Raw genomic sequence first — 10,896 nt, 5'->3', positions numbered from 1 at the left:
TTGTAAGCAATAAACGCCGCCAAACCGCCGCCAGTGCCGGGCGTTGCGCCAATGATGACACCGACAAGAGAACCAATGCCAATGGGCTTGCGGCAGCGCCGATATTCCTCTTTTGTGATTTTATTATAAGTGTTCTGTCTTGTCAATCTTTTTCAAAAAAACAGGGGCGAACAGGGCGATCATCCGAAACGGAATGATCGCCCTGTTTCATTGCTTATGGCTCCATTGTCACTGCACGCAGCCAGTGGTCAGATTGGCCAGTGTCCGTCTATCCTTTCATTTAAATGGGAGATACCACGAATCACTTCAGAGCGACGACCTCATCGTTCTCATCGTACATACGGATGCCTTCCTTTTCCTCCTTGGTACGGCCCAGACCGAACTGGATCGTAGCCAGAGCCACCAACGCCAGTAGGAAGCAATAGTAGTTGGCGCCGATGATGGAGAAGGGAGACAGGCCGGTCAGAGAGACACACAGCAGGATCTGGCCGCCGTGAGGAATGATGCCCTGGACCACGCAGGAGAAAATATCCAGGATGGAGGCCGCACGCTTGGGAGCCACATTGTGCTCCGCCACGACCTTGCGCACCAGGGGAGCAGCCATCATGATGGCGATGGTGTTGTTGGCCATAGCCGCATCGAACACGGAGACCATGCCGGCGGTCATGTACTCAGCACCCTTGCGGGTCTTTACGCTGGCGTGCATCTTCTTCACCAGCCAGTCAATAGCGCCCAGTTCCTCGGCAACACCGCCAACGCCGCGCAGCAGCAGGGCGATCAGGCAGATGTCATACATGCCGCTCATGCCGCTGCCCATAGCCTGCGCAAAGCCGGGGATATCGAAGGAACCGGTCGCGAAGCCAATGGCGCCAGCCACGCCGATACCGGCCAGCAGCAGGATAAACACGTTGCATCCGGTCAGGGCGAACACCAGAATGAAGATATAGGGAATGACCTTAATGAATTCATAGGAGAAATCACCGGTCAGCTCAGCGGCGCTGCCGACCACGGTATAGATGACCATGGCGAGCACAGCGGCAACTGCGGCGATCACGCCGTTCATCTTGAACTTATCCCGCATCTCGCAGCCGCAGCCACGGGTCGCAGCGATGGTGGTATCGGAGATCATGGACAGGTTATCGCCGAACATGGCGCCGCCCAGAACAGTGCTGATCGCCAGAGCCAGATTCAAGCCCGCGCTCTCAGCAACAGCCACAGCGATGGGGCCAACAGCGGAAATGGTGCCCATGGAGGTGCCCATGGCGGTCGCCATAAATGCGGAGATCAGGAACAGACCGGCAAACATAAACTGGGTCGGAACCAGGCTCAGGCCCAGGTTTGCAGTGGCCTGCACGCCACCCATGGCCTTTGCGACGCCGGAGAAGGCGCCGGCCAGCAGGAACACCATGATCATGATCATCGTGCCCTGGTTGCTCATGCCCTTGCAGAAGGTATCCATGCGGTATTCCAGGCTACGCTCTTTGCCGCCCATGCACATGCACACCAGCAGCGCACCCACAAGGGCAGCCATACGGGGAACCTGCTTAAAGGAGTCTCCACCGTAGCCCAGAGCGGCGCAGATCAAGCCGCTGCCAAGATAAATTGCCAGGAACGTAAGCAGGGGGAAAAAGCCCTTCCAACCGTAATATTTCTTGTTCTCCATAATGCGCTTCCTCTCTTTTTTTATTTCACAGATCTCTCTGGATTTTTAAGATACCTCCGGAGAAGCCGTGACCTCTCCGGAGGGGCAAATACGAGGATAACGGGGGTTTGGGATCAGATCGTGGCAAAGGCGGTTTCAAAATCGTTGATAAGGTCTCTGGCGGACTCCAGGCCAACGGAGAGGCGGATCAGACCGTCCGTGATACCGGCAGCCAGGCGGTCCTCCTTGGACACAGCGGCGTGCGTCATGCTGGCGGGGTGCTCGATCAGCGTATCGGGGTCGCCCAGAGACACGGCAATCGAAGCGATGGACAGGTTATTCAGCAGCTTCTTGCCAGCCTCGAAGCTGGTCATGCCCTTTACGTCATCGTTCAGCTCAAAGCTGAGGATACCACCAAAGAGGCCGTTCTCCATCTGGCGGCAGGCCAGCTCATGGCTGGGGTCGCTCTCCAGACCGGGATAGTAGACCTTCTTCACGTAGGGGTTGGACTCCAGATACTTGGCAACCGCCATTGCGTTCTGGCAGTGACGCTCAATACGCAACGCCAGGGTCTTCATGCCTCGCAGTACCAGATAGCTGTTGAAGGGAGAGGGCGGGCAGCCATTGATCTTCGTCATGGCGTTGCCGCGGATCAGGCCCATATCGGCAGCGGAGCCGACCACAACGCCGCCCAGCGCATCGCCGTGGCCGTTGATGTACTTGGTGATGCTGTGCAGGACCACGTCCGCGCCCAGCTTCAGCACGTGCTGAATGGGAGGCGGTGCAAAGGTAGCGTCCACCACCACGCGGATATCCTTGCCGGCGACTGCCTTGACAGCCGCAACGTCCGTCACCTTGATCATGGGGTTGTTGGGGGTCTCGAAATAAATCATCTTGGTGTTGGGCTTGATGGCGGCCTTCAGTGCCCCCAGATCGGAGGTATCCACGCGAGAGACCTCAATGCCCATATTGGGGAGGTTTACGGTCGCCACTGCGTTGGTGCCGCCGTAAACAGAGTTGTCAAAGATCACATGGTCGCCGCACTTCAGGAACGCGATCATCACAGAACCGACTGCGCCCATGCCGGAGGCGGTGGCCACAGCGTCCTCACCGCCCTCCATGGCGGCGCACTTCAGCTCGAAGGCACGGGTGGTGGGGTTTCCGCCGCGGGTGTACTGATAGCCGGGGATCTTCTTGGCAAACTTGTCAGCACCCTCCTCCACAGTTTCAAAGCAGAAAGTTGAGGTCTGATAGATCGGCGTGGCCAGCGCGCCGTGGGCGGGATCGTGGCCCTGTCCGGCGTGGATGATCATGGTCTCAAAATCGACATTGCTCCAGTCCAGCTTGCTCATGTTAGCAGCCTCCTTCAGTAATAATCATAAATTGGTTTTTGCAACATCAGATGTCATATCTTATAGGCACAGTCTACACGTTTCCGCTTCTTTTGTCAATTGCACAATTTGACGATACAAAAAGCACTTTTTTGTGGGAAAAATGAATAATTTTTCGTAATCGTTTGCTTCCATTCTCCCCTTTTTTCTTCTTTTTGTATTGGAGAAAACGTTTGGGTACGTTAACAATTCGCAAATAAAATAGTTGTATAATATAGCCGAACATGATATAGTAATAATTGAAAATTTTTTATACTTTGTGCAGGCCAGTTGGCCTTGTACTTTATGCACGGCCATTTCTTACAAAGAGTGTCCGCTTGTGAGGAGTTGTTGGTATGGAGATTGGCAAAAAGCAGCGCGATCCAAAGAAAAGTCTTTCCAGACAGGTGGTTGATTCCATCGAAGAAATGATCATGGAGCGCAAGCTCGGTCCCGGAGATGTACTGCCCACGGAAATTCAAATTTCCGAAGAATTGCAGGTCAGCAAGAGCAGTGTAAGAGAGGCCATCAAAATGCTGGAGGCCCTGGGCGTCGTAGAGATTCGCCGGGGGTTGTGCACCGTCATCAGTAAGAATCCGGAGCAGGGCTATATGAATGTCATGCTCTCTCACTTCTACCTCAACAGCGGAAATGAGGAGGATCTGCAAAACTTCCGCTATATTATAGAGTCCGCCTACACGACCTACGCTATCCACCAGGCAACAGACAATGACCTTGCGGCCATTCGTGAAAAGCTGGAGCTGTTCCGCGAAAAGCTGCGGAACGGCACGCTGGAGGCGGAGGACGATATCCTGTTCCACGGGCAGATCTTGCAGGCAACGCATAATTCCTTTATGATCAGCCTGGGAAATGCGCTGAACGAGCTGTTCCGCCGCTCCATCGCCATCGCGATTCGGGATAACCCCGAAGTGGCCCTCCATGACCACGAGAGCATCTATCAGGCCATCGTCAACCGGGACCCGGTCGCCGCGGAAAAGGTAATCGCTGCAAGCGCCAGACAGTGGGCTGCATCGTTTAAGATCCAGGACGCCGTGGCGGAGTCCACCTTATAATATAATAAAATCAGACGGAACGACCCGGTATATCACCGGGCCGTTTCTTTTTACAAAATTTTACAAAAAATTGAGAAATCACCCTTGACAATCTGGGACTATGTGCTATACTTTAAACATCAGATGTCTTATGTCATGTATCTTTTATTTTTAAATACGTTGAGGAGGCACTTATTATGGGCAAGGTTTATTACGATCAGGACGGTCACATCGAGGCGATCCAGGATAAAGTCATTGCGATCATCGGCTACGGCAACCAGGGCCGTTCTCAGGCTCTGAACATGAGAGATTCCGGCGCTAAGCACATTATCGTTGGCAGCATCCATGATGAATCCTGGAACACCGCCAACGCCGACGGCTTCCCCACTTATTCCATCGCTGAGGCTTCCAAGAAGGCTGACATCGTGTTCCTTCTGCTGCCGGACGAAGTGGCTCCCGAGATCTACGAGCGCGATATCGCTCCCAACCTGCATCCCGGCGCAGCACTGAACTTTGCTTCTGGCTACAACATCACCTATGGCTTCATCAAGCCCGCCGCTGATCTGGACGTGATCATGGTCGCTCCCCGCATGATCGGCAAGGGCGTTCGTGAAACCTATGAAAACGGCACCGGCTTCCCCACCTTCCTGGTCGTCAATCAGGACGCTACCGGCCACGCCAAGGAGATCGCCGTTGGTCTGGCCAAGGCTCTGGGCTCTACCAAGGCCGGCGCCATCGAGGTCACCTTCAACGACGAGACCTATCTGGACCTGATGAGTGAGCAGGCTATCTGGCCCCTGATCATGAACGTCATGGTGACTGCATTCGACTTCTTCGCCGAGAAGGGTCTGCCCGCTGAGGCGATCCTCACCGAGATGTACATGTCCAAGGAGCCTATGGTCATGATGGAGAAGATGGCGGATATGGGTCTGTTCAAGCAGCTGCCCCTCCACAGCCGTACCAGCCAGTATGGTCAGATGTCCCGCTTCAAGATGGTGGACAACACCTCCATGCGTCAGTTCATCGAGGAGCAGTACAACAAGATCGTCGATGGCAGCTTCGCTCAGGAGTGGGAAGAGGTCAAGGCTGACGATATGAAGAAGTTTGATGAGCTGCGGGCCGAGACTGAAAAGCTGCCCATCTCTGTGGTCGAGGCAGAGGTCCGCAAGAACCTCTCCGGCGGCAAGGCCAACTGATCGCCCCCTCTTCATTCTTCTCTACAAAACGTTCCCTACGGCCGCGGAAAATTGTAATCTGCAATTTTCCGCGGCTTTTTTACAACTTCGGTTGTATTTTTCAAAGAACTATGGTATATGTGCTCTTGAGGATACCCACAGGCTGTTACGCTGACAGAAATATTTGTTTTCAAGAAAAGGAGTACGCTTATGAAGATCACAAGTATTGACGTATACGATTTTGGCAAATGCCTGAACTACGAGGACTGCTCTCCCATCTGCATCCGCATCAACACGGACGCGGGGATCAGCGGCTTTGGCGAGGTAGGTCTGGCCTACGGCAACGCCCATAACGCAGGCGTTTGGATGGTGAAGGACTTCGGCCAGCTCATCATCGGCAAGGATCCCCTGCGCAGCGAAGCTATTCGGGAGCAGCTGTTCCGCACGACCTTCTGGGGCATGGGCGGCGGCACCGTTATCAACGCCGGCATGAGCGCTATTGACATCGCCCTGTGGGATATCAAGGGTAAATACTACAACGCCCCCGTCTATCAGCTCTTAGGCGGTAAGATCAATGAAAAGCTCCGGGCCTATGCCAGCCAGATCCAGTTCGACTGGGATCTGGAGGACCGCAATATGGTCACGCCGGAGCAGTATGCCGAGGCGGCCAAGAAGGCCATGGCGCAGGGCTATACCGCCGTGAAGGTGGACCCTGTCGGCGTTGCCGCCAATGGCAACTGGCAGCGCACGAAGCAGGACGCTGACTGGCGTCTCCGGGGTCAGCTCCCCCAGAACGTGCTGAAGCTGGTTCGCGCCAGATTGCAGGCGATCCGGGACCTCAGCCCCGATCTGGACATCATCATCGAGCTTCACTCCTTCACGGACACCAGTACTGCCATCCAGCTGGCCAACTACATCGATGATCTGAACATCATGTACTACGAGGAGCCGGTCCATCCCCTCAACGCCGTCTCCATGCGGGAGATCAAGGAAAATATCCGGATCCCCGTGGCCTCCGGCGAGCGGATCTACACCCGTCTGGGATACCGCCCCTTCTTCGAGAACCGCTCCCTCAGCGTGATCCAGCCGGATGTGTGCCTCTGCGGCGGCATTTCCGAGGCCAAGAAGATCTGCGACATGGCGGATACCTATGATGTGAAGGTCCAGATCCATGTCTGCGGCGGCCCCATTTCCCAGGCAGCGGCCCTCCATGTGGAGACCGCGATCCCCAACTTCCTGATCCATGAGCAGCACTCCTACGGCATCAAGCAGGGTTTGCGGGACACCTGCGTCTACGACTACCTGCCGGACGACCACGGCGAGCTGACGGTCCCTGAGCTTCCCGGCATCGGTCAGGAGATCACCGAGGAGACCATGGCTAAGACCTGGGTCTACACCATTCAGTAAATTGCTTTGGAGCCACGCTATATACGCTTGACATCCGGCGGGGAAATTCTGTATGACCTACGCTGCCTGTCAGGATGATGGCTGTTTTGACCAGGAGGGACGTGGTTCACGCTGAACCACGTCCCTCCTTCCGTTTGCTTCCTTCGCCGTATGCGGTATGTCCCCCTCCCGGCCCTTCAACTATTTTTCTTGCACTCTGGCAGGTGCAGGGCTATAATTCCAAGCAACAAGAGCGCGTCTGTCGAAAAGGCGGTAAATTCCCTTGGCCGGTAAGGTCGGGTAGCCATTAGCGGCTGGGCTGGCAGTATATTCCCGCTCCACGCGGGGGGCAGAAATTTTTTCGGTGCGCAGGCCCGTTCAACAAAGGATATCCCATTTTGCGAAGGAGTACATTCTATGAAGATCATTGTAACAGACGGCTACGTGGAAAACCCCGGCGACCTGAGCTGGGCTCCGCTGGAAGCCTTGGGTGAGGTGACATACTATGACCGCATCGGCCTGACCGATGAGGATGAAACCATCCACCGGATCGGTGATGCGGAGATTGCCGTCATCAATAAGGCCCCCGTGACACGGAAGGTCATTGACAACTGCCCCAACCTGAAGTTCATCGCAGTGATGGCCACCGGCTACAACGTGGTGGACGTGGTTTACGCCAAGGAAAAGGGCATCCCCGTGTGCAACGTGCCCAACTACGGCGGCTATTCCGTCAGCCAGTTCACCATCGCCCTGATGCTGGAAGCTTGTCTCCACATCGGCCACCATGACCGCACCGTCCATGAGGGCAAATGGCAGAACAGCCCGGACTGGTGCTACTGGGACTATCCCCTCATCGAGCTGGCGGGCAAGACCTTCGGTCTGCTGGGTTGCGGCCGCATCGGCATCCACACCGCCGAGGCCGCCAAGAGACTGGGGATGCACGTTATCGCCTACAACCGCTCCCAGTCTCAGGCCGCTAAGGATCTGGGGGTGGAATTCGTGGATCTGGACGACCTGTTTGCCCGGTCCGACGTGCTGGCCCTCCAGATGCCCTTAGCGGACTTCAACGTGGGCATCATCAACAAGGAGAACATCGCCAAGATGAAGGACGGCGTGATCATCCTCAACAACAGCCGTGGACAGATGGTGGTAGAGCAGGATCTGGCAGACGCTCTGAACAGCGGCAAGGTGGCCTTCGCTGGGTTGGACGTGGTCTCCACGGAGCCCATCCAGGCCGACAATCCCCTGCTGACGGCGAAAAACTGCATCATCACCCCCCACATGTCCTGGGGCTCTCAGGGCAGCCGCCAGCGGATCATGGACTGCACCGTCAACAATATCAAGGCGTTTCTGAGCGGAACGCCTGAAAACGTGGTGAACCCGTAAGCCTTTTCAACGGGACATCTATTTTGAAAGGGGAACCTGACTATGGACAGCAAGACCCTGCAAACCCTCCGCCGTGATGCGGAGGACATCTGCCGCAGCGCCATTGAAGCCTCGGTGCCGGACGCCGCCATCCAGCGGGCGCTGGCCCAGCTGCCCCCCTGTCAGGGGCGGACGGTGCTGGTCTCCATCGGCAAAGCCGGGTGGCAGACCGCAAAAGCCGCTTACGACGCGCTGGGCAGCACCATCGAACAGGGCGTGATGGTGACGAAATACGGCCACAGCCAAGGCCCCATCGGTGATCTGGCCATCTATGAAGCAGGTCATCCGGTGCCGGATGAACATTCCGTCCGGGCCACAGAAGCAGCGCTGGCGGCAGTCAGCGGCCTCAGCGCAAGGGACCGGGTGCTGTTTCTGGTGTCCGGAGGCGGCTCCGCCCTGTTTGAGCGCCCTCTGGTACCTCTGGCGGAGCTGGAGGACATCACCGGCCAGATGCTGGCCTGCGGCGCGGACATCACCCAGATCAACACCATCCGCAAGCGGCTCTCCGGCGTCAAGGGCGGGCGGTTCGCCCAGCTCTGCGCCCCGGCCCATGTGTATGCCATCCTCCTCTCCGATGTCATCGGAGATCCCCCGGATATGATCGCCTCCGGCCCCGCCTATCCCGACAGTACCACAACGGCGCAGGCCATGGCCCTTGTGAGCCGGTACGGTCTGACCCTCAGCCCCCAGGCGCTGAACTTGCTGGAGCAGGAACCGCCCAAGGTGCTGGATAACGTCACCACGGTCATCACCGGCAGCGTGGCCCAGCTCTGCCGGGACGCGGCGGCCCGTGCGGAAGCGCTTGGCTACCGGACCTGCCTTCTGACGGACCGGCTCCAATGCGAGGCCCGGGAAGCGGGCCGCTTCCTGTCCGCCATGGCAGGGACCCACGCCGGAAAGGGCGAAAAAACCGCCTATATCTTAGGCGGCGAAACGGTAGTCCACCTGGCGGGCCACGGTCTGGGCGGACGGAATCAGGAATTGGCGCTGGCAGCAGCGGAAGGACTGGCAGGATTGGAAGCGGTGGTGGCCTCCGTCGGCTCTGACGGCACCGACGGTCCCACGGATGCGGCCGGCGGCATCACCGACGGCGCCACGGCGGACGCTCTGGCGGCGCTGGGCATCTCCATCGACAAAACGCTGGCGGACAACGACGCCTACCACGCCCTGAAAGCCTGCGGCGGGCTGATCGTCACCGGGCCTACCGGCACCAATGTCAACGACATCACGGTGCTGCTGGTGTGACCCCCTCCCCTGCCGGCAGGCGTTGGACCGCAGCCGGCCGCAATCAAAATTGAGATGTTCGCCTCGTATTGGCAAAAAATCAGCCACGGATCCGGGTATCCTGCTTTCTTTTTCGTCCTCGGAAAAGCCGCAAAAGCGCAGGAAACGCAGTCATACCAACGTTTCCAACACATTGGTCACATGGCCTTCAACACCTCCGGCACAAACGCCGCAACGCTCGTTTCAAGGGGCTGCGGTGGGTACACACGCCACCCCAGCCCCTAACTGCGCACACAGCGGCTCACAGGGCGAAACACGGGGCGTTTTGGATGGGGGCGCTATCACTACCCTCGGAGCGTTTTGCGCGGTTCGGAAACCCTGCGCGGCCGGGACTTAAAACGGCAAACTTTGCCGCTTTTTAGGCCTTGGTCGAGGGGAATCTCGAAGAACGCAGAAAGCCTGCGGAACAGCGATGCGCTCATGCGCGTCGCTGTTCCGAGGCGTCGCGGCCCCGCCGGGCTGCGTGATCCCATTGCTGTTTCTCTTGCCGCATTGATGGGCTTCGCGGTTTTGCTCAGCCGCTTCGTTAGCGTACAGAAAATTGAGCGCCTGTTCTTTAGTTACAGCGGTGCGTTTTTTGAACCGCTGTTTGCGTCGATCCATGCGAGAAACTTATCCTTTGGAACAACGATCCGGCTGCCGATTTTGAGCGCGGGGAATTCGTTGCCATGCACCAACTCATAGGCACCGGCACGGGAGATCCCAAGCACTGCGGCGACTTCTGCCACGGAGAGCATCAGCGGAAGCTCGTCATAGCTTGTGTAGATGGAATGCTTCATTCTGTTCTTCCTTTCCTTATGCACCGGGCAACAAATTCACCGCGGACAGCTTGCGATGAATTTGCCGCCGCTCTGTTGTTCGTTCAACCGCAGACAGTTGACGTGTGTGAAAAATTTCAACGGCCTCATGGATGGGCCTGATGGTATAGCACAGATTGCCGTTCTTTTTGATCCTGGATTTTGTCAGGACAGAGGTTGGCTCTGTGGAGATGAGTCCTTTCTCCGAGAGCGCGTCGACATACTGCATGACCGTATTTTTAGTACGGCCAATAGCTTTTCCAATCGTGGCGTAGCTGGGCCAGCACTGGTAGGTACTGGGGTTCTCAAGACAGCGGAGGTAGGCGTAGACCGCGATCTCACCTGCGCCCAGCCCCAGCGAAAAAATTTCGTTCGGCAGTGTAAAATAGTTTTTGCTGGGAAATTGATTCATGGTATGTCCTCCTGTTCGTCGGGATGGAAGAGTTGAATGAACTCCTTTGCGGAATGGACAACACCCAATTCCTTGAGCTGCTGATAGCGGATCAGGTCGCAGAGGGTGCGCAGACTGATCTCTGCGTACTCCAGCAGCTTATCGGTCACCAGCATTTGCTGGTAGGTGTCCAGCGCGGTCGGCGCATCCGGGGATCGGAAGAAAGTGAGCAGTTCATCTGCGGTCGGGACACTCTCCGGTGCGTCATGCTGTATTTCCTGCCGGATGTAGTCAATGACCTCCCACTCAGCGTGGGAGGTCAGGAAGCGCAGAAGCTGCTGTGTGCTTTGTTCAAATGGATTCATGGTCATACA

Annotated in this window: 12 protein-coding genes; 6 read left to right on the top strand and 6 right to left on the bottom strand. The window is 56.8% G+C overall.

The window, feature by feature from the left end; all coding sequences use genetic code 11:
• The coding region (locus tag H8Z83_RS20400) for a hypothetical protein (protein ID WP_207732093.1) at positions 1–197 on the top strand (197 nt) is incomplete at its 5' end.
• Between the two features lie 104 nt (positions 198–301).
• Here the strand turns inward: H8Z83_RS20400 and H8Z83_RS18020 are convergent.
• Together H8Z83_RS18020 and H8Z83_RS18015 are read right to left on the bottom strand one after the other, a co-directional pair.
• Positions 302–1,663, bottom strand: coding sequence for a Na+/H+ antiporter NhaC family protein (locus tag H8Z83_RS18020; protein WP_187016322.1), 1,362 nt, complete (start codon positions 1,661–1,663; stop codon positions 302–304).
• A 113-nt stretch (positions 1,664–1,776) separates the two neighbouring features.
• Complete coding sequence (locus H8Z83_RS18015; RefSeq protein ID WP_187016321.1) at positions 1,777–2,994, bottom strand: trans-sulfuration enzyme family protein; 1,218 nt, start codon at positions 2,992–2,994, stop codon at positions 1,777–1,779.
• A gap of 374 nt (positions 2,995–3,368) precedes the next feature.
• Here H8Z83_RS18015 and H8Z83_RS18010 point away from each other — a divergent pair, with 374 nt between their 5' ends.
• From H8Z83_RS18010 to H8Z83_RS17990, 5 genes are all read left to right on the top strand, one after another.
• Positions 3,369–4,085 carry a FadR/GntR family transcriptional regulator gene (locus H8Z83_RS18010; RefSeq protein ID WP_187016320.1) on the top strand — a complete coding sequence of 239 codons (717 nt, stop codon included), beginning with the start codon at positions 3,369–3,371 and terminating at the stop codon, positions 4,083–4,085.
• Between the two features lie 176 nt (positions 4,086–4,261).
• Positions 4,262–5,260, top strand: a complete 999-nt coding sequence (gene ilvC, locus H8Z83_RS18005) for a ketol-acid reductoisomerase (protein ID WP_187016319.1) — start codon at positions 4,262–4,264, stop codon at positions 5,258–5,260.
• Between the two features lie 189 nt (positions 5,261–5,449).
• Positions 5,450–6,646, top strand: a complete 1,197-nt coding sequence (locus tag H8Z83_RS18000; RefSeq protein ID WP_187016318.1) for a mandelate racemase/muconate lactonizing enzyme family protein — start codon at positions 5,450–5,452, stop codon at positions 6,644–6,646.
• A gap of 396 nt (positions 6,647–7,042) precedes the next feature.
• Positions 7,043–8,011 (top strand): D-2-hydroxyacid dehydrogenase, encoded by a 969-nt coding sequence (locus tag H8Z83_RS17995; protein WP_187016317.1) that lies wholly within the window; start codon positions 7,043–7,045, stop codon positions 8,009–8,011.
• A 42-nt stretch (positions 8,012–8,053) separates the two neighbouring features.
• Entirely contained in the window at positions 8,054–9,295 is a 1,242-nt protein-coding gene (locus tag H8Z83_RS17990; RefSeq protein WP_187016316.1) for a glycerate kinase type-2 family protein, read from the top strand.
• Positions 9,296–9,667: 372 nt separating this feature from the next.
• On the opposite strand, the gene H8Z83_RS17985 is transcribed toward H8Z83_RS17990, so the two are convergent.
• The 4 genes from H8Z83_RS17985 to H8Z83_RS17970 all read right to left on the bottom strand — a co-directional run.
• Positions 9,668–9,937, bottom strand: coding sequence for a hypothetical protein (locus tag H8Z83_RS17985; protein ID WP_187016315.1), 270 nt, complete (start codon positions 9,935–9,937; stop codon positions 9,668–9,670).
• Positions 9,895–10,113, bottom strand: a complete 219-nt coding sequence (locus tag H8Z83_RS17980; RefSeq protein ID WP_187016314.1) for a helix-turn-helix domain-containing protein — start codon at positions 10,111–10,113, stop codon at positions 9,895–9,897. Before H8Z83_RS17980 ends, H8Z83_RS17985 begins: the two co-directional genes overlap by 43 nt.
• Positions 10,114–10,129: 16 nt before the next feature.
• Complete coding sequence (locus H8Z83_RS17975) at positions 10,130–10,543, bottom strand: helix-turn-helix domain-containing protein (protein ID WP_187016313.1); 414 nt, start codon at positions 10,541–10,543, stop codon at positions 10,130–10,132.
• Positions 10,540–10,896 (bottom strand): hypothetical protein (locus tag H8Z83_RS17970; protein WP_187016312.1); only part of this gene is annotated, 357 nt, incomplete at its 5' end. The genes H8Z83_RS17970 and H8Z83_RS17975, both read right to left, overlap by 4 nt.

It is taken from the genome of Dysosmobacter segnis (assembly GCF_014297285.1).
GTDB lineage: Bacteria > Bacillota > Clostridia > Oscillospirales > Oscillospiraceae > Oscillibacter > Oscillibacter segnis.
The sequence above is the reverse complement of the archived record's forward strand: the minus strand, read 5'-3'. Positions and strand labels throughout refer to the sequence as shown.

Bases quoted from the DNA above. Each gene is read 5' to 3' on its own strand.
- H8Z83_RS18000 (WP_187016318.1), top strand. From the start codon at position 5,450: ATGAAGATCACAAGTATTGACGTATACGATTTTGGCAAATGCCTGAAC.
- H8Z83_RS18010 (WP_187016320.1), top strand. From the start codon at position 3,369: ATGGAGATTGGCAAAAAGCAGCGCGATCCAAAGAAAAGTCTTTCCAGA.
- H8Z83_RS17975 (WP_187016313.1), bottom strand. From the start codon at position 10,543: ATGAATCAATTTCCCAGCAAAAACTATTTTACACTGCCGAACGAAATT.
- H8Z83_RS18020 (WP_187016322.1), bottom strand. From the start codon at position 1,663: ATGGAGAACAAGAAATATTACGGTTGGAAGGGCTTTTTCCCCCTGCTT.
- H8Z83_RS18015 (WP_187016321.1), bottom strand. From the start codon at position 2,994: ATGAGCAAGCTGGACTGGAGCAATGTCGATTTTGAGACCATGATCATC.
- H8Z83_RS17995 (WP_187016317.1), top strand. From the start codon at position 7,043: ATGAAGATCATTGTAACAGACGGCTACGTGGAAAACCCCGGCGACCTG.
- H8Z83_RS17980 (WP_187016314.1), bottom strand. From the start codon at position 10,113: ATGAAGCATTCCATCTACACAAGCTATGACGAGCTTCCGCTGATGCTC.
- ilvC (WP_187016319.1), top strand. From the start codon at position 4,262: ATGGGCAAGGTTTATTACGATCAGGACGGTCACATCGAGGCGATCCAG.
- H8Z83_RS17990 (WP_187016316.1), top strand. From the start codon at position 8,054: ATGGACAGCAAGACCCTGCAAACCCTCCGCCGTGATGCGGAGGACATC.
- H8Z83_RS17985 (WP_187016315.1), bottom strand. From the start codon at position 9,937: ATGGATCGACGCAAACAGCGGTTCAAAAAACGCACCGCTGTAACTAAA.